This window comes from Pseudovibrio denitrificans JCM 12308 (assembly GCF_001310815.1).
Taxonomy (GTDB): domain Bacteria; phylum Pseudomonadota; class Alphaproteobacteria; order Rhizobiales; family Stappiaceae; genus Pseudovibrio; species Pseudovibrio denitrificans.
The window spans coordinates 1-18,143 of sequence record NZ_BAZK01000021.1; the positions used below are offsets into that span (position 1 = coordinate 1).

General features: G+C 47.3%; 15 protein-coding genes. 4 read left to right on the forward strand and 11 right to left on the reverse strand.

Going from position 1 to position 18,143, the window contains the following annotated elements:
* The first annotated feature begins 531 nt into the window (after window positions 1-531).
* From JCM12308_RS21730 to JCM12308_RS21745, 4 genes are all read left to right on the forward strand, one after another.
* Window positions 532-1,845 (forward strand): phosphatidylserine decarboxylase family protein, encoded by a 1,314-nt coding sequence (locus JCM12308_RS21730; protein WP_083416412.1) that lies wholly within the window; start codon window positions 532-534, stop codon window positions 1,843-1,845.
* Window positions 1,846-1,881: 36 nt separating this feature from the next.
* Complete coding sequence (locus JCM12308_RS21735; protein WP_054785067.1) at window positions 1,882-3,975, forward strand: ferritin-like domain-containing protein; 2,094 nt, start codon at window positions 1,882-1,884, stop codon at window positions 3,973-3,975.
* Window positions 3,976-4,039: 64 nt separating this feature from the next.
* A complete protein-coding gene (gene bufB / locus JCM12308_RS21740; protein ID WP_128647458.1) occupies window positions 4,040-4,933 on the forward strand; it encodes an MNIO family bufferin maturase in 894 nt (297 codons plus the stop codon).
* Window positions 4,933-5,784, forward strand: a complete 852-nt coding sequence (locus JCM12308_RS21745) for an HvfC/BufC N-terminal domain-containing protein (RefSeq protein WP_054785069.1) — start codon at window positions 4,933-4,935, stop codon at window positions 5,782-5,784. The genes bufB and JCM12308_RS21745 overlap by 1 nt, the downstream gene beginning before the upstream one ends.
* Window positions 5,785-5,795: 11 nt before the next feature.
* Here JCM12308_RS21745 and JCM12308_RS21750 read toward each other — a convergent pair whose 3' ends face one another.
* From JCM12308_RS21750 to JCM12308_RS21790, 11 genes are all read right to left on the reverse strand, one after another.
* Window positions 5,796-6,716: a hypothetical protein gene (locus JCM12308_RS21750; protein WP_054785070.1), complete on the reverse strand. Its 921-nt coding sequence runs from the start codon at window positions 6,714-6,716 to the stop codon at window positions 5,796-5,798.
* Window positions 6,717-6,728: 12 nt separating this feature from the next.
* Window positions 6,729-8,237, reverse strand: coding sequence for a metallophosphoesterase family protein (locus tag JCM12308_RS21755; protein ID WP_083416589.1), 1,509 nt, complete (start codon window positions 8,235-8,237; stop codon window positions 6,729-6,731).
* Window positions 8,237-8,986 carry a hypothetical protein gene (locus JCM12308_RS21760; protein ID WP_054785072.1) on the reverse strand — a complete coding sequence of 250 codons (750 nt, stop codon included), beginning with the start codon at window positions 8,984-8,986 and terminating at the stop codon, window positions 8,237-8,239. Before JCM12308_RS21760 ends, JCM12308_RS21755 begins: the two co-directional genes overlap by 1 nt.
* The gene (locus JCM12308_RS21765; RefSeq protein ID WP_054785073.1) at window positions 8,979-9,599 is read right to left on the reverse strand and encodes a hypothetical protein; all 621 of its coding nucleotides are present in this window, start codon (window positions 9,597-9,599) and stop codon (window positions 8,979-8,981) included. Before JCM12308_RS21765 ends, JCM12308_RS21760 begins: the two co-directional genes overlap by 8 nt.
* 123 nt (window positions 9,600-9,722) lie before the next feature.
* Window positions 9,723-11,444, reverse strand: coding sequence for a hypothetical protein (locus tag JCM12308_RS27940; RefSeq protein ID WP_164845345.1), 1,722 nt, complete (start codon window positions 11,442-11,444; stop codon window positions 9,723-9,725).
* Window positions 11,444-12,607, reverse strand: coding sequence for a hypothetical protein (locus JCM12308_RS27945; protein ID WP_083416417.1), 1,164 nt, complete (start codon window positions 12,605-12,607; stop codon window positions 11,444-11,446). The genes JCM12308_RS27940 and JCM12308_RS27945 overlap by 1 nt, the downstream gene beginning before the upstream one ends.
* A gap of 27 nt (window positions 12,608-12,634) precedes the next feature.
* Complete coding sequence (locus JCM12308_RS21775) at window positions 12,635-13,783, reverse strand: ferritin-like domain-containing protein (RefSeq protein ID WP_208978849.1); 1,149 nt, start codon at window positions 13,781-13,783, stop codon at window positions 12,635-12,637.
* Window positions 13,784-14,780: 997 nt separating this feature from the next.
* A complete protein-coding gene (locus JCM12308_RS30770; RefSeq protein WP_208608737.1) occupies window positions 14,781-15,341 on the reverse strand; it encodes a site-specific integrase in 561 nt (186 codons plus the stop codon).
* A gap of 255 nt (window positions 15,342-15,596) precedes the next feature.
* Window positions 15,597-15,806: an Arm DNA-binding domain-containing protein gene (locus JCM12308_RS30775; RefSeq protein ID WP_208608677.1), complete on the reverse strand. Its 210-nt coding sequence runs from the start codon at window positions 15,804-15,806 to the stop codon at window positions 15,597-15,599.
* 479 nt (window positions 15,807-16,285) lie between these two features.
* Window positions 16,286-17,575: a hypothetical protein gene (locus JCM12308_RS21785; RefSeq protein WP_054785074.1), complete on the reverse strand. Its 1,290-nt coding sequence runs from the start codon at window positions 17,573-17,575 to the stop codon at window positions 16,286-16,288.
* Between the two features lies 1 nt (window position 17,576).
* Window positions 17,577-18,134, reverse strand: a complete 558-nt coding sequence (locus tag JCM12308_RS21790; RefSeq protein ID WP_054785075.1) for a hypothetical protein — start codon at window positions 18,132-18,134, stop codon at window positions 17,577-17,579.
* Window positions 18,135-18,143: the final 9 nt, after the last annotated feature.

Genomic DNA, 18,143 nt, shown 5'->3' on the forward strand with positions numbered 1-18,143 from the left:
CACAAAGAGGTTTAGCAAAGCTCCCTCCCGGGAGCTTTTTGCTTTTGTATCTTGTGTCAACGCGCTGTAAGCAAATGAGCGTGCTTGAAAGTGCAATTTCACCTCTCTTAGCTCCTGCAAATACCTTTTCTATTTCTGATTAAGAGCTAGCATCTTAAACCGTCCATTTTTGAAAATGAATAACTTCTTATCGCTGGAAGAAAACCTGCTCGAAACAAGTTGCAACAATGAGAGCGCCTAAATTTTCATTTCCGAATGCCGATGGGAAATTTGAAGCATCCCCGTATTCAAGTTGGATTGGCTACAGAACTTATTGAACTATGTAGAGTTGATGATAAGTATTTTACAAAGAAATTTTCTAAACCATTATGTCGATAAAACTCCAAATTCACACATCTAAGCAAGCTAAGTTAATCTAACTCGGCTGTTGCAGTATTTGCTAAATAGTATTCAGAAGTTGCTCTCCAAAATCCGCTCTCCCTATTGTCAGCACGCATATCAATTTCATGCATGCTGCGACAGGAGCGACGGATGCCACTAGGACAGTTTCAATCTCATCATGAAAACAGGCCTGGTGTGATTGCAGGCTTTCTCCCGCGGGACTCAAAGCTTCTGGGGAAGTGGCTGGATCATATCAGTCAAAAATCCATATCAGCGTATGGAGATCAAATTGAACAAGGCTACTCTTTTCTCGAGCCTTCAGTTCAAGCCCTCGCTTTTTTGCTGAATGAAGATGATCACCTTCATGGTCTGGTGAGCGAGATGATTGAGCAAGGCTGGCAAGTTCATCAAGAAGAAGAACCAAAAGTCGCGTATGGAATTAAATCCATCAACGATATGCTATGCGCCCTCAATTACATTATCAAACATGCACCAATCTTTGACCCGGACTTGCCGCATTCAGCATTTCCAATGTCAGGATTGTTTGTCTACATGATGTGGACACCCGCAGGGAACTTTGTCTTTAAAAACAAGCTTTTCAATGACGCCCTGAGAAACATTCTTGATGCCTGGTGTGAGTTTTTAGACTCTCCGGCTTCACTTAGTGTCGTTGTTACCTCAAAGGATGGTTGGCTTTCTGAAGCCTCATGGAAAGCCAACAGCCTGGATCAGTTCGTTACGAAAGAACAGATCGAGAAAGACCCTGTGCATTGGGGATACACATCGTTTAATGACTTCTTCCATCGTCAAATCATTGCGATCTGCCGACCAATTGATGGGCCGGACAATGATCGAGTGATTACGTCTGCTAATGATGGCACCGTTTATCGCATTGCACGTAATGTAAAACTGGACGACGATTTTGAGACGAAAGCCCAAAACTATTCTCTCGAGCAAATGCTTGATGGCAGCCCTCTCACAACGCGCTTTGTTGGCGGAGATGTCGTTCAAACGTTCCTGAGTGGTAACGACTATCACCGGTGGAGAGCTCCTATCGCCGGTAAGGTTGTCGAAGCACGAGTCGTAAACGGATATATGTTCTCTGAGCTTTACTCGGAAGGGTTTGATCCATCAGCTGGAACTAAGTCTCAAGGATACGAGGCGATGGTAAACACCAGGGCGCTTATCTTTATCGAGAGCGAAAGCCCTGCAATCGGTTGCGTGTGCATTATGCCCATCGGGATCACTGAAATCTCATCGATCTCAATTCAGGTCAAGGTAGGCGATAGAGTTGAAAAAGGACAAGAACTTGGGTGGTTCAGCTACGGTGGATCCTCAATGGCTCTTGTTTTTCAGCCTAAAGCCATCAAACAGTTTACGATTGTAAATCCTCTTTCAGATAACAACTCCAACAACGGGCCATTTGTCAGAGTTGGGGCACAAATTGCAATCTCCACTATTTAAGTCAGTCGTTGTTTTTCTCTTCAGCGCCTGGCGATAATGAAAACCAACGCCAGGTGTGCTTTCGCCAAACCGAAGGACACATCAATGCAACACCCTCTCCTGGAACTGAATGATAGCGCCTGCTCGGCTTTGGTCGATGCTTGCACAGATCGCGACCCCAAGTACATAGATGACGATCTGTCCTGTGTTAAAGCGATAGCTCAAGCAGCCATTAATGTAGAGTTGTTTACAATCCCCCTCTACATGACGGCGCTGTATTCAGTCCAAGGTACACATCAAATCAATAGTAAGGGCAGTAAGCTCTATGAAGGCCGCTGGTGGCCTGGCTCTGGTCCTGCCGCTGACCCTGACACAACAAACAAGCAAGTCTTCAATAAAGTCTACAGCGTGTTTATCGAAGAGATGCTGCATCTACAACTCGCTTCAAACATGGCAAATTTGATTGGAGTAAAACCATGCTTCACAAGTTCAGCCTTACAGAACAACGAGTTTGGATGGACCTGCTATAGGCATGGCAACACCATGATTCCCCACATTTTGGACTTCAATGATTGGATAGATCACCCCGTCTTATGTTCATATGATCCCGACCTTATGAACTTAAAAGGTATGCAAGTGATCCTACGCGCCATGAACAAAGATCAGGCAAAACTGTTCATGGCAATTGAAGAGACCGTTGAGCTCGCCAAGCTTAATCTGGAAAATTCTGAAGTCCCCATACCTGATCCTCAGCCCGATGGTGAAAAGACCCGACCAAAGTACTTTGAACCTGCACCATTTGATTGGTTCAAAGCCAGCATGACGGAAGCAGATCTACCTCTGTTCGGCTCAATTGGGCATATGTACTTATGTTACTGGAGTTATCTTGAAATTACCTATTCAGATGGAACCAGTTTGCTTGGGCGCCTCTTAGGTTTACAACGTGACCGGTTCAATAAGCCTGTACAAACGGCTTCACAATATCCGATGATTGATATGAACCTGGAAGAGCTGGACAGCCTGAAGCTCAAGCTCATTAACAATATCAATGCAATCACTGATCAGGGTGAAGGCGGGGATGTTGTCCAAGACATTGTGAGGGTTTGGGGCTTCAAGCCATGGGCCTACACACTTGCAAAAGGCTCAGAAAATCCTCTTGGCTGCGTGAAGGAAAAGTTCCAGCCTAACAAAGAAGCGTTGGTTCAAGATTATCCTCATTACGATGATCAAGGCAAACAGCTCCCAACGTTATCTGGTATAGCTCGCGCCAGATCTGATGCAGCGGATAAAGACCACTTCGAACTATTTTCGGAAGTGCTTCAACTTGTACAAAAGCCCGATTACATGACATGGGATACATGGCATGAAAAGCATATCTGGAAGCCAGATATGCTTGGTACAAATGGAGCCCCCAACGTGCCATGTGTTGAAGACATCGCAACAGCCCTCAACAACCTGAAAGACAATCCTAATAGCTATCAAATCTTAAGCCAAGCTGCGGTTGGGACGATTAAGGGCATCACTACAGTCTTGAACAGCTATTGGAACAATAGCGATAACACCGAGTTCCCCTCTCCTGCCATGGATGGTTCTGGTGATCGGGTTTCTATATGCTGGGCTGTGACCGGCAAAGTGCCAGATCTTGTGTCAGGTATTGCTTCACAAAAGGAGCATGTTCTCTACCATGCTTGTCAGGGTATGGCCTTAAACGGTTCAGATGCCGAGACTTGTGCAAGCGTTTTAGCTTACCATAGCTGTAAAGGTTCAAACGAATGCAAGACGCAGGGTGGGTGCGGTTTCGTTCAAAGTGCCAGCGGTGGAGGCAGCTGTGGAGGTTCTGTTGCCAAAGGCCTTAAGAGCGCACCAGCCGACAACAAATGTGGTGGCTTTGGAGGATGTGCAGTACCAATTTCAGCCTCTCAGCTTTACCCGAAACAAGACGATGATTGCTATGAGATGCAACTCTACAAATTTGGACCTGCTCCTGAGCATACCTCAGAGCCTTTGAAGCAGCATCTCCCCTACTCTGAAGGGGATACTGTTTACGGCATAGCGTGGCAAGCTTACTGCCATGCGAAAGGGCTCGATCCTGAAGCGAACAAAGCACCAAAAGCCAACGATTTGCGCCTTGCAATGCCACCAAGCACCTAAACGGGATCTAATGAGTTCATCTACTATATCAAAACAGGGAGCCGCAGGTTCAGCGGCTTCTGAGTTGAACGAAAATAAAGATTATCTAGGATTTGGGGTTGGCCTGCGTTCTCAGCACTTCCCCGAGATTATGGCTTGCGAGAGTTTACCTGTCGACTGGTTTGAGATCATAAGTGAAAACTTCATCGACAACCACGGATATGGTCGCCATGTTCTCAAGGAGCTCCGTAGCCGATGTCCGATTGTGATGCATGGTGTCTCCCTCAATCTGGGATCTTCAGACCCACTGAACTGGGAGTATCTTGAAAAGCTCAAAGAGCTGGCTGATTTTGTCCAACCATCATGGATCTCTGATCACCTGTGCTGGACAGGCATTCTTGGGCACAACACTCATGATCTCCTACCAATGCCTTTGACGGAAGAGAGCCTCAATCATGTATCCGAGAGGGTGCTGCAAGTTCAGACCTTCCTTGGACAACCAATCCTTCTTGAGAACCCATCCACGTATCTTGAGTTTCGACAAAATGAGCTCAGCGAGTGGGAGTTCATGTCGTTACTCGTCAAAAAAACAGACTGCCTTTTGTTGCTTGATGTAAACAATGTCTTCGTCTCCTCCTTCAATCATGGCTATGATCCGCTGGAGTATCTGAGGAACATTCCTCACAGCAGCATCCAACAAGTGCATTTAGCTGGTCCTACACGGGCTGGTAACTGTCTGTTGGATACCCACGATCAACCTGTCCCAGATCAAGTCTGGGAGCTTTACAAAGTGCTCCTAGAGAAAACCGGCCCTGTCTCCACGCTATTGGAATGGGACGCAAACATTCCGAGCTTTTCTGAGGTTGTCGCTGAGTTGAACAAGGCACGGCTCATTTTTGAAGGAAAGCCTTACCAACAACTAGAGAATGTCGACATCAATCAAGCGTCTGGTGCATTCTCGAGCCCGGTTGTTCGATAATGAAGGAAAGTTGTCTAAAGAAAGATATCCAACTAAGGCAGCTACAAAACTGGCTACAGGAGGTATTGATAAACCGTGGTGACCTCTATCAAAAACTCTTAGGAGCTCAGCACCAAACAAACTTTACCCTCGAAGAGGCCATAAAAGAGACGGAACAGTTTCCTGCAATCGAGCGCATCAACATTTATGCGTCAGGATACATTATGCGCTTGGTCGAAGCGTTAAAGGCAGAGTATCCGCTGCTGTGTAAGGTCATGGGAGATGAAGTCTTTGAAGGATTCGCAAAGGCATACATTGTCACCCATCCTTCGCGTTATACCAGTTTATATAAGTTAGGAGCTAAACTCCCTGAGTTTCTGGAGGAAACGCAACCGAAGGGAGCAAACTGCCCAGATCAAATCGGCTTATTTAAGATCCCAGCTGAGTTGGCGCGATATGAGAGAACGCAGGCAGAGATATTGCTCCATCATGGTCTTGAAGAGTATTTTTATTATCCTTCAGAAACGTCGATCACTTCTCTGATATCAATCCACTCTGAGCTATTACAAGCATCGCCATGCCTAAGAGTTCTTAAGCTAGAGTACCCAATCCGTACACTGGCCATGTCACTTCATTTGAACGACACTGTGACAACACCACAGCGAACTGAGAACTGGGTAGCTCTCACGCGAAAAGACTACAAGATCGTTTCGTTGCAAATTAATGATTGGCAGGCTGAGTTGTTAGAAGCTTTGAAGTCTCCAGCGCCCGTTTATCGAGCGCTGGAAAATGTTAAATCTGCAAATGTAGCTGAGGTTTTGCTTTGGCTTCCAACAGCGCTAGATTTTGGATTGGTCTACTACCCAAAATAGACCAATCTCAACTACATGAACAAAGCATAGTTTTGGTCGCCCAGTCTGTATGGAATGATTTGCGACACACCTGTAACCGCGGTGATAGTTGCCTCAGTTGTCCACCCCATACAATCGCCATGGACGCGATTTAAAGTCACCTCACCATTACTTGCCATATACGTCATAAAGTAAGGGTCACCTGGCCCAACCATAAATGGATGTACAATATCCAGCTCCTGATCATCCTTCAGATGCAGATGAGATCCAACTTCGTTGGTCCCTTCGCTTAAATCATCCGAGAAATGATCAATATTGACGTTCGGTTTCCATGTATTTGTTTTCAGGAAGAAATTCTCTTTACCCCAAGTAAAGAAGGCAAAACGTGTCCAGCCTTTAGCCCATTGGTGAGCCCAGACATTTTCTACGACAAGCGGAGGGCTTTTCCCTTCAGACTTTGCCGTGGCTGAGATCGTCCAGGTATTAACGGAACCATCTGTATGGTTGTAGCCAAACACAAAATTCTGTCCCAGATCGACAGCGCATTTTACTTCGCTCAGGTTCGTCGTATAGGGATAGCGTGTATGATAGAAATGCAAAGGATATTCGGATTTTAGATCCTTGGTTAAAGGGAAGAAATACATGTGCCCGTTTTTAGACTGATAGGCGAGCAAATGAGGCTTGTTCATCATGTAAAACGGCTGAATTGAATCCCAATCTTTGCCTAGCTCAAATGTATTGGGCACTTGCTTGATCCAAGGTTCTGCTTCAAGAAGCTCAAATGTGTCACAGTTTCCGCTGCCCTTATGGTATCCGACGAGGATCATGGTGCCATAATTGTCGTAGGTTGTCAGGGCGTCATAGGATTGACTGAATGCTGGCTGTCCGACCTCAGACCATTCCATTACGCCAGCTTGTTGAGTTGGCGTCATCGTGTAAAGAGTTGCAGTCATTATTCCCGTCTCCTAGCGTATCTCTTCGCTGTAAATTTTGAGGGGAGCCGGATCAGCGCCGGCGACTTGATAATAAGTGCAGTGGGCAGGCTGCCCTGCCCCATTCAATTTCAAAATCTCAAATCCGCGATTGTACCACTGCTCAACCATCTGGAGTTGTGTGCCCGGTATGATTGGAACCGGGTTCACTTCTGCATAAGGCGTTTCCCTCTCCTGTACCGGAATCGCTGAATGACCGATGCAGCGCCCCTTTGCGAGTGTCTTTAAAGGATTGTCTGGTTCTGAGCTATTAGGAGGCCAGCCAGTGGGCCTGAAGTTATCTTCAAAGATACAAAGGTTATGCTCATGCCCCCAAAACCATGCTGCAACCTTATCAAAATATGGACCGAAGGCTTGCCATAGCGCAGTGTTCACTCCGGGCCGATTGATGTCGCCGTCATAGTCTGGAGCTACACCAACAGTAAAGCGGCCAGAGTAAAGCTGATGGTGGCCGAATAAGAGCGTACGTCCAGAGAATTGGCTGAGGTGGTGACGGTGCCAATCCACTTCATCAGAGCGCACATATACCATAGGTGGTGGATTCTGAGGGTCATATGCATCACGAGGGGTAACGTGGAGCTCTCCCAAAGCCTCATCCAACTTGTCACCCGCCACTTTCAGATAGTGTCCATGATATCCAGTATCCATGCCAAGGATTTGCCAGGCTTCGTCCTCGGTGGTGAGGCGGAAATAGCTTGCTTGTTGCTGCTGATGGGGATGGTTTACCAGCCGACCTTCATCAAGACACCTGAAGTACGGAAATGCACCACAAAAATACTCATGATTGCCTGGAAGCGTATAGACGGGCGGACGGTGTCCAGTGGCTGTAAAAGCTGCATTAAGGAGGCCTAAGAAGTAGGTATCAAACTCTTGTTCTGTACCAGAATAGTAGACATCACCTACGTGCAGGATGGCATCTGGTTTGAATGAGAGTGCAGACGTTAGAACAGCAGCAGCCACATCCGTCCCTGTTCCGATATCACCAATCAAGGCAATGGTGGCATCTGAAGGAAGTTGCCAGCTCACGCAACCATAGTCATAGCTCCCTCCTCCATATTCAGGATCTCGCCAACTCCGGTAATCTAACTTGCCGCCGGAGTGTCCCGGATAGGCCCAGAAGTATTTGACATACTCATCAAACATCTGTTGCCAGGCCGGATTGCCAAAGCTGAAATCATCAAGCTGCGCCTGCATCTGCGCTTCAATTTGCTTATTACCGCTAAAAACTGCGTGTGCTTTATGATGCGTCAGATAAGCGAGGTATGCTGCTGCTTCCGGGTCATTCGCATCTCGAGTGGTCGGAACCGCAGGTGCCTTTCCTGCCAACGCCTTATGTGCATATGCATCCACCCCATCCAGCATCGGGTGAGCGATTGGAACACCTTGGCGAGAGTCATGATCTGTTAGTCTTGAAACAACATTAGCTGCTGCTGATTTCAACCGAGCCAGATCCGCATTCTCATAGTTGACAATGGGTTGCATCATATATCCAAGGTTCGATGAAGCTGAATGTTGAGACTGTTGGGTGCTGTCATGGGTATCCCAGTCCAGTCCTCCCACAGCCCATGCTCAAGTTCATAATGCTCAGAGGTTCGATCCAGCCACGTTGCGGTGATGCTCTTCAAAGGAGCAAAGCAATTTGGATTACCCTCTCCTTTGCCCCAAAGCGCCCAAGCAACAATGTAGCTTTCCCCTACACACAACAATCCGCCTTCTAAACCACTTGCTGACTGCAAGCTCCTTGCCCATTGAAGCGTTTGAGTTCGAAACAATTCGGGAGAGATGTTGTGGTTGCGTGCACCAATATAGTGCACCACATCACCGGACATCCAATCGGCTGGAGCATCTATCAGGAAGTAAGGTGTTTCAGGCTGCAGATCCTTCTCAGGGAGTTGGATAGGAAACTCAGCAGCACTGCGAGACGTATCGTAAAGATCATCGTGCAAATTCGTATAGCAGCGAACAGCAACACATTTAAATGCGTCGTGATAAGTTTGCTGCGAAGTCCAGAACATCAACGCGCTTTGATCGGGCACTGTTGGTGGTTTGCCCTCATGTTTCGGCAACGAAGGTATGTATGCATGCAAGCCTGCATTGGGCTGTAACAATGAGCAGCCCGGTACAAACACAGATCCCAGAAACTCTTCAAACTGTTGCTGAGTTTTATCTTCGCTCCGAAATCCGCGCCAGACATGCACAGCATCGGGAGGAACTTTACGAGTTTCATTCATTCTCAAAAGCCCTCGTGAACTGCATATTGTAAGTGTCTCCGGGCTTTACTTTCATGCCTGGCCAATCGTCCCAAAGGGCTGCTTGCGGTGGCAGTGTTGTCGGAACTGGTTCAAAGACGTGAGACCAGTCACAATGTGATTGCAACTGCTCAAGTCCAGGATCTGTGCCATCTCCCAATTCCCAATACGTGATATAGTCCGCGCCGACGCAGATGATGCCGCCCTGTATCTTTCCACGCACTTGCGTTTCAACAAGGATACTTTGCAGGTTCTGAAACAACTCTGCTGTATTAGCACCAGCTGGTAAACCGCCCACCAGGTGCCTTATCTTGCCTTTCATCCAGTCCTGAGACTTGTCGATAAGGTAGTAGCACTGGTCCAACACCAAATCTCCATCAAACAAGATTGGGAAATCAGCACCACTTTCCGGGGTGTAGCAACCACCGTGGGTCAGTGTGTAAGTACGGCCTGCCAGTGTCTTGAATCCATCCCAATAGGTCTGCTGGGAGTTCCAAAACAAAATTGCAGTTTCATCAGGAACTGTAGCTGGCTTTTGGGCCATGCCGCATGGAATGGTGGGAACATATGTGTCCAGCCCATTCTTGATCTGCATCTGCACGGTTGAGGGAATGAATGTTTCTCCAAGTCTTTGGAAAAACTCGTCTTGTGGAAGCGTTGCCTGGCGAAATCCTCGCCATATCCGGACAGCATCAGGAGGTATCTGGTACGACATGGCTTATGCCCCTCCCGACAGGATCTGATCTGTCACCTGATTTAGATAACCAATTGGGAGTGGTTTTTCCTCTGGTTTGCCATAGGGGCAACCAAGAGGAAATTTCCAATGTTCATTGACACAGAACTGGCATGGACCAGCTGATCGAGACAGGTAGTCTCCTACATCATTCCATGTCAACTTGCCCTCTCGATACATGTATCCGAGCACGTCAGCCATGGTGGCATGCGCATCGTAGAAGCTCTTTTCCAGGTCAGGCCACGCATCAGGCCAACTGGTCTTTATGACCTTCAGAATTTGTGGTGCATTTTCTGCAGAGAACTGGAAGGCATCATATCCATCGCCATTCCCAGGAACATATGTAATCTCGGGATTGGTCTCCAGATAATGCACACATTCAGGAGACTTTTCTTTCAGTCCAGAAAGCCATTCAGGGCTTAGCCGGAACTGAGGCAGGAAGTTTGTGTCGTAAGAAAAATGCGGTGTTACAACGATCCGGGTGTTGATGGCATAAGGTTCACCATCAATCTCAGTAGAGAACTCAAACATGGTCGGATTGTCATTCTCTGTAGTGAGAGAAAACAGTGTGAATGCGTTGTCATAAGGATCAGTCGGTAGTTCAGGTGAGCGCTTTATATGTTCCTTGAAGGCATCTCGGAACATATCCCAGGAACTCTCCCCCACCAGAAACAGAACTGCTGGGTTCGTCATAACCAACTGCTTGAGCGCCCACGCATTTTTAGTCACACAGTTGGAGATGATTGTGTCTTCACTCTCCTCTGATCCACCCAAGAAGGCAGGTTTCCAATGAGGAGATGCACAAGCCACCATATCTAACTGGCAGACATCTTCACCGATTTTCAGGTCAGCACTGCGATGACCTTTAGCTCGTAAATAGTCTGAGAACTCATTGAGGCTTGGAACAAACTGCTCATAGTAAGTCTGTAGCTCCTGATAAACTTCGAGCTTAACACCAGCAGGCATTTGCATCTTTGAGATGATTATGTCGCCTTTTTCGAATTTGTTATCCGGGCTATCGTGATTGAAAAGCAGCACATAACGCGGCGTTCCGGTAGGACGCTCTAATGTAAGCGTAACTTCCGCACCGCTTTCATATTCAATGATCACGTCGTAAGGAGAGCCTGCATGGTCTCTCTCAGCAGATTTAATCACGCCATCTTCGGCTGCGATAATCTGATCAGCTGTAACAGTTGTATCTGCTGTCGGGGTAACGGAACTTCCTGAAATCAGGTATTTTTTGACCTCTTCAAAGGCAAAGCGTTCCTGATAAACATTGCGATAGCGATAGTAGTAGGCATACTTATCATAGCCATCAGTTCCATCATCACTGGTAAAATCAGGGTAGGCCCAGGACGTCCCAGTAATGCCCGGACTGAACGCAGTCAGGTTTGGATTAATCCCTAGAGTCATGATTGGCGCTTTTCGGCAACCATCCATAATCTCGCCATTCGGGAAACCAGAGTTGCGGGTAACTCCTTTCACCCATGGATACATCTCTGGTGTCCCGACAGGATCTGCTGTTTTGGGGAAGTCTGACAAAAAATCATAGGTTGGATATGGGCCGTAAACTTGATCCTTGGGATTTGAAGGCCAGAAGAATGAACAGGTGCCGCAAGGACGAACATTAAAGACCAGCTCAATCTCCATGGGGTTCTTTGGCTGGCGCGGACTGGTTTGCCGCGGTGGCGTATAAGAACTGGTCATCATTTGCCCTTTCTAGTGGCTGCTTGTCCCTTCAAATCTCTATCAGCTACAATGGTTCCCCAGGTGAGCAGAGCACCATTCATGGAAGTATAGAAGCCGTAGTGCTCATAGATCTCACTGGACCAGTTCTCACGCAGCTCTTGCGGGATTGGCTTGCCAGAAGGCGTCTGAGTTGGAATTACAGTGTCAGACATATTGCGAACGAACACATAATCAACGTGATACTCTCCGGCAGCATAACCAACGACAGCATCATCCATCTCCAGCGCACTATACTGCTCGGTATCGTCCCCATCTGAGATGAAGTAATAGTCAGTCGTGAGGAGCGGAATACCTTTCTTATCAAGACCTTTAGGTGCCCCTAGATCTTCAAGCGCCGCGTTCATCATGTCTGCAACAGTGAACTGCCCTGCCCAGTCAGGATTACCTTTGTCTGAATCGTAAATTGCCTGACACAGAAGGTATTCTAGGTAAGGCTGCGTCACGACGGAACTCAGCTTGAAGAGAAGGTTTTTCTCTATAGTTGAGTTCATTGAAAGATCTGGATACCAGCTGGTGCAAGCTACTGTTTTGTCGTTCAGTCCAGAGCTCGTGTTCTCTGGCAGTTTTAGTTTGATTTTGCCGGTGTTCGTGATTGCTGCATCGCCCAGCTTCTCACTTATGGTTGCTCCGCCAGCAGTGCCTATTGAGTAAAGTCGTTCAGGAGATGCTTCCTTGAGGACGAAGTGCACCATAGCGATCAAACCATCTGCATAGGGTGGATGCGAAAGATGTGCGTCTGATTTCCAAAGCAGTATCTTCAAATCTATTCCGGCGGCATTTTTGACAGTAACAACCCGATAGAAGCCCCACAGGTTGTACGCTCCTTTCACATACTCATCGTTGGACCGTAAAAACCAACCCTTTCGGAACTCATCAGATGAGACATAAGCCTCCTTGTCAGAGGACACGAACACGTGGTCCAGCGCGTTCCATTCAGTGTCTGTCCAGGTCATCACAACAATGTCCACCTTTGGGAGTGGCGCATTCTTGTCTGGATTGCCGATATCTACGTTTACAGGAGCACTTTGCCCCACCTTCGCCCAGTCGATAACCGGCAGCGGAGGCAGAGCTCCTGGGCTGGTACAAGCTACACTCCGAGAGTCCGTGTAACGGTTTTTCATAGCTATGCCTCTCCTAAGCGTTTTGATTTATGAAACGGGGACCATAAAAAACTGGTGCTGATAAGTCCGTGTAGTGCGCCATGATCTTGCTTCATCGCCGTAGAGTTCCGGTAGTCGGGCAATCAGATTTGTAGAGATCTGCGAGCGCATGATGTTAAAACAGGAGAGCACACGTAAGTCTGTCATTGCTGCTACGGCCTTGCCAAATGTTGGCCAGGATGCTTCTGCTGGGCCGTTCCACATCAAGTCCAGATCTGTCATGATCTCAGTGTATTTGGCATCAAATGCATTCAGATTGCGTTTGACTGCCTCTCCCTCTGGATCAAGTTCAAGAAGTTTCTCGTAGCCATCGCGTGGAACAGCAAGTACATTGGTCACGTTCGGCCAGGGTATTTTGTGGCCTTTAAAAAATTCAGTTTCTGTCTCAGGTGTTAGTTTGGGTTCCGGAGTTGGAACGAGAAGCTGCGCGCCATAGTAGATTTCCGCGAAACGTGCGTAATGGCTCCCCTCCCCATCAAAGTTCTGCGCATAAAGATCTTGAGCATTGCTTCCTTCACCCTGCTCAATGATTTCATCAATACCATCGAGAAACTGCTGAACAGGCGTTCGTTTATCCTCTATGGAAAAAATGGTGAAACCGATGTTGTCACCAACTTGGTTGGGATAAGTGTTGGCTGGAGCTGTGAGTACCTTTTGGGCAGTAGCATTGATCTCAACCACATTTGCTGTGATTGCAGCCTTAATTTTTGAGTAGAATGCTCCTATTGAAGGATACTTCTCGTCTCTATATTTTGCCGCTAACAGACTGATTGGCGTTTCAAGACGTAAGAAGTTCTCCAGCTGGTTCTTACTTAACTGCGCAAAAACAACCGGCAGATCAGGCTCCACACCACCAGGCAATCCTTCAGAAGGAGAAAGTGGATCCAGTTTCTTTATTGAAGGCTTTTCTCCGAGGGCTGCCAATATGTTACAACCGATGGCCATATGAACCATCTCTTCCATCACGACAGAACGGATCAGGTTGTAGGTTGTATAATTTTGAACTTCCAGGGAAAACATCGCCGACAAGTAGAGCGGCAATGTTGCATGCTCTAAAGCAACAGCAGACTGAAGCGATGCTTTAATCCATTCAAGGTCTCGATCCTGCGGGGGAACTGATAGCAGCTGCTGGTCCACAAGTGGCCTCCCTCTGATAGCAAAAGTAATGCATACGAGAAAAGCCGCACCGTTTCTCTTCGAGGAAGATTAATAGTCCTCGAATAAAGCAAATTTCCTTGAGCTGGGTGCATTTTTTCACGTGGCCGGAAATTGTGCTTGCAAAATACGTGACTTCAAAAATATAAATCAATCATGCAATTGGAATGTGATAGTTATGACAGTTTTTACATTGCGTTAATTTCAAATAATTCAACATTAATAGCTTAAATGCTCCAACTCGCAGGACCATTTATTTGTTGCGACCTTGGATTTTTAAGAAAACTATGTTGTGGCGTTAAATAAGATTAGATGTGTTCAACTGTAAGATTCAAAAATACGTAACGGCACTATGGTTTGCTCTGAAACGCGCTTGGTATTGTGAAGAAGTAGAGCAAACAGAAAAGCTTTGAAGATTGTAATCAGGGCTTGAGGTCTAACTACACTGCATTACTTCCACTTGATGGAACAAGTCATGCTCGGTTCTGGATGCTTCGGACCTCAGCTGGTTTTAGCAACCGGATGCATAGCGCTGAGAGCCGCTAGTGTGCGGTCTGTTGGGTCATTGAAACATAAGCACAGTCCACCTCTTGAGTATCATCCAACAAATACGAAAACTCAAAGCCAATCTCTTAGGCTACATCACCTCAGCGCACGAAAAAGATCACTGAAAAGCTGCAGTTGGCTCCAAGGGGAGTGCTGGTTCTTCGTCTAATTAACTTTGATTGAACTTATCCTACAAAATAGCATGTACTTTAAATCGGTTTTTGAAGCTAACATGCCCTCCAAATTCGTGTACTTTCTCAGCGAATGAGGACTGTAAAGGATCGACATTTATACCTGCATCAAATTTGCAGAGAAATCGCTCGTTTTCGAATGTCCGCTATCGGTCAAAAGCCTCGTGCAGTACTCGCAAAAATCCAAACACCGCTCTCAATACCAGTAGCGGACCTCTCACTCCCCTCATCCAATCCCGCCTCTATGCGTTCCCCATTTGCTTCTGAAAGCATCCGGATCGAGTGGCATCGTGGTTAACATAGCGGTTGATGATAGTCACGTTGCGGTGACGCAGAAGGTGGCTGATAAGGACGGCGTTGCTACCTGCTTGAGCTGCCAAAGTACCAACCGTGTAGCGCAGATCGTGAATACGAACATCAGGAATATTGGCATGGATGTGGATGCGCTGCCTTGCGTTCTCAATCAACTCAATCGAAATAGGTTGTGTCGGATCTTTACAGCCGAGCAAAACATAAGGTGACCCATCCTCTCTTGGAATATTAGAGAAGATGTCGATCACACTAGCACTCACTGGATGAGGTTTCCGCTCATCCCCTTTTCTTGAACGCAGTGCAATCGTGACTAACTCAAAATCAATATGCTCCCATTTCGGGGTTGCTATTTCACTCATACGCGCACCGGTGTAAAAGAGCTGACGTAAGCAATAAAGAGCTCTGGGATTAACAGGTGCCTTCCGCTTTGCAATATCCTTGGGTAAGTGCTTGACTGTGCTCTGGCCGTAGGTCCCATACTTCAGCGAGATTGAACGCCTTTGATAAGACCGCTAGAACTTGATTGGTTTGATGAGGTGTTGCTCTCAACGAGTAGTGCAGCTTTGAAATATCCTGCTGCCTGACTGAGTTCAGTTCGATGTGTCCCAGTCGTGAACGACACATCGCTTTAGGAGACGTTCATTGTCTTGGGCATATTATGAAACTGCACATGTTTGCTCATGTAAGTATTACGAAGAACATTCACTATGGGAGCCGATCGTTTGTTTTTGCGCTTTAACAAGGGATCATCCCCGTTTCGGACCTTCGCCAGAACATCGGTCGCCAAGGCTCATACGACGGGAGCGGCCTTCATGCGTGCGATTTTGCACAATGATTGTTTTTGCACCGCTTGGCATCACTTGAAGGCCAAAGCCTTTGAGCTTGCTATCCCATAGAAGTCGCTTTTTGCTTGCTGGACTTGCCGCATCCGCCGTTCGCTCCGTTATGTTCGGCATAGACAAACCTCTCCCGCTGACGGCTCGTGACAGGAGCCACCACACATACGAAAATATCAGTTGAAATACGTACCAGATTGCCGCTGTTTCTGAAGGCCTGACAGCTTGTGACGACCTCTAGGAGGTTCTTTTAGAACCTGTGCAAGACAGCATCCAAACCGTGATAGGTCAAAAACGAACTGCTTAACGTTCTCTGTCAGCACTATATGAGATTGAGCGCGAAAAGCAAGGTAGGTCAGAGCAAGTAATTTTCTGCAACTATTTGATTTATAGTAATGAATCGCTCTTTAACGCAAATGATCGTTCCCCGCTGAAGTGCCATTTAGTCAGTAGGTCCACGGTTCGAACCGGTGCGGGCTCACCATTTAACCTCATGGTATATTAAGAGGTTTATTAAAGTTCCCAATTGGGAATTTTACTGCATTTTGGAGTGAATATTTAAGAAGCAACTAAAATTCTCTAGTTCGATTTCGCAATACTCAGCAATTAGACTGAATATGCAAGTCTCTCTCGCCAAGTGTTCTGCTTCCAAACGAGTAATTGTTTTCACACCATTTTATATCTTCGGTTGATCCTGTAAGTTTCCACGCAGGACTGTTTGTTTGAATAGTTAGTCGCTCTTCACCATCAATGTAATAAGCATCTTTAATCTGATGTTTGGGTAGCCGATCTCGCAGATAGTAAACTCCGCGATTTGTAACCAACAGGCTGTTTGGTTGTTTCTCTAGGTAGCCGATCGACCGATCTAATGGTGAGTCTGATGTAGGTTGAAGTTCAAGTTGAGACCACAAGTTCAGCTGCAATAGCACACTGATATACAATACATATCTCGTAGATCTCGCCCGCAAACTTGCCAACCAAATGACCAACAAAACAGTTGGCAGCAGTACGTGGCGCAGGTTCTCTGGGTTTTGGGCGAATGCTGTCCATAGGAGAGCTGATAGGGTGGCGATTGTGAGAGGAGTGAGTTGAGGCTTTTTGAAAAGTGCATAAGCAGCAGTGCAGATGAGCAGGGATAAGGTGATGAAAGCGAGAGGTTCGCGGGTTGCTGCGTCGAGCCAAGTGTCGCGTTTTGTTGCTTGCTCGAATGAGGTGTTTCCCCAAACTGTGAAGTGGCCCTCTGTAAACCGTAGCGCTTCCAGGAAGTAGCTTTCGCCCTCTAGCAGGACAACTGCGCCGAAAAACAAGAAGAGTGTTGCTGCCGTTGTAATGAACATGGTGAACCGGGCTTCTTTTTTCAAACACCATTCGATGAAAAGCGATAGCCCAATAGGGATGAAGAAGGACGGTCTGCAGGCGAGTGCCATTCCTGCGAAAGCACTGGCAAAACCGTGATGCCCTCTGCCTATGCTTGCCAAAGCAGCGAGGAAGAAGGCGATGCCTGTGGCATCACTCATCATGCTAAGGCTAACGAGCGGCAGGAACGGGAGGGTTAGAACTCCGGCAAACGCGAGTAATGTGCCAGTTGGTGAGGCACCGTTTGTTTTTGCGGCCCATGCAGAAAGTGGTGGAAGTGTAAGTGCCGAGAAAAGCGTGAGATAGAAGACGGCTTGCTTGGCGGTTAGTCCTGCAAAATACAGAAGTTTGCTGAGAGCGATGAAACCGGGGTAGCCGGGGAAATGAGGCCTGAACTCAAGGACACTGAAACGGATTGTGCCATTGACGAAAAAGAATGCATCGTCAGTCGGAATGCTGGGAGGGTGACGGAGCAGCCAGATTGACAGCACCGCATAGCAGAAGAGAGCAAGGCCCCACCCTAGCCTCAGCATCTTAGTTTGCCAAAGCTTTCAGAGTGGCTTCGACAGCCGCGTTATATGCAGCTAGATCAGGCTCGCGCTTACCCACACCGAACACACCCGGATTGCCAATCGCCTCCAGTGCATGACGCAGGGCTTCATCTGCTGCCTGACGTTTTTCTCCAGGCAGCTCCCCAGCCATTGAATCGAAGAAACGCTTGGATTTGACCACCAGCACCTTTGATGTTTGATAGTCGTTTAGGTTCTCTGCCCCAGCCTGTAGGCGCCGTGTAATCTCCGCGATGAATGCACGGTTGATTGCGGCTGAAAGCGCAGGTGTATCCTGCGATGCGAGTGCATTCTCGAATGCCTCTGAAAGGCCGCTATCATAATCTTGCGTCAGATACGTCAGCTCCTCAGAGATTTCATTTGCAGCGGCTTTTGCTGCTTCAAAGTTGCCTTCAAGTGCAGCCTTCAACATTGCTTCACGTGCATCGATCAACGGCTCTTTGCCCGCAGCGGCATAGGAATACGCATGTGCCTGCCCTGCTACAAATAGGGAAATCAGCAATGCATAAAACACTCTCATCATGACAAATCT

Excerpts from the sequence above, each read along its gene's own strand:
- JCM12308_RS21730 (WP_083416412.1), top strand. The coding sequence starts at position 532 with ATGCCACTAGGACAGTTTCAATCTCATCATGAAAACAGGCCTGGTGTG.
- JCM12308_RS21735 (WP_054785067.1), top strand. The coding sequence starts at position 1,882 with ATGAAAACCAACGCCAGGTGTGCTTTCGCCAAACCGAAGGACACATCA.
- JCM12308_RS21745 (WP_054785069.1), top strand. The coding sequence starts at position 4,933 with ATGAAGGAAAGTTGTCTAAAGAAAGATATCCAACTAAGGCAGCTACAA.
- JCM12308_RS21750 (WP_054785070.1), bottom strand. The coding sequence starts at position 6,716 with ATGACTGCAACTCTTTACACGATGACGCCAACTCAACAAGCTGGCGTA.
- JCM12308_RS21755 (WP_083416589.1), bottom strand. The coding sequence starts at position 8,237 with ATGCAACCCATTGTCAACTATGAGAATGCGGATCTGGCTCGGTTGAAA.
- JCM12308_RS21760 (WP_054785072.1), bottom strand. The coding sequence starts at position 8,986 with ATGAATGAAACTCGTAAAGTTCCTCCCGATGCTGTGCATGTCTGGCGC.
- JCM12308_RS21765 (WP_054785073.1), bottom strand. The coding sequence starts at position 9,599 with ATGCAGATCAAGAATGGGCTGGACACATATGTTCCCACCATTCCATGC.
- JCM12308_RS27940 (WP_164845345.1), bottom strand. The coding sequence starts at position 11,444 with ATGACCAGTTCTTATACGCCACCGCGGCAAACCAGTCCGCGCCAGCCA.
- JCM12308_RS27945 (WP_083416417.1), bottom strand. The coding sequence starts at position 12,607 with ATGAAAAACCGTTACACGGACTCTCGGAGTGTAGCTTGTACCAGCCCA.
- JCM12308_RS30775 (WP_208608677.1), bottom strand. The coding sequence starts at position 15,806 with ATGCCGAACATAACGGAGCGAACGGCGGATGCGGCAAGTCCAGCAAGC.
- JCM12308_RS21785 (WP_054785074.1), bottom strand. The coding sequence starts at position 17,575 with ATGCTGAGGCTAGGGTGGGGCCTTGCTCTCTTCTGCTATGCGGTGCTG.
- JCM12308_RS21790 (WP_054785075.1), bottom strand. The coding sequence starts at position 18,134 with ATGATGAGAGTGTTTTATGCATTGCTGATTTCCCTATTTGTAGCAGGG.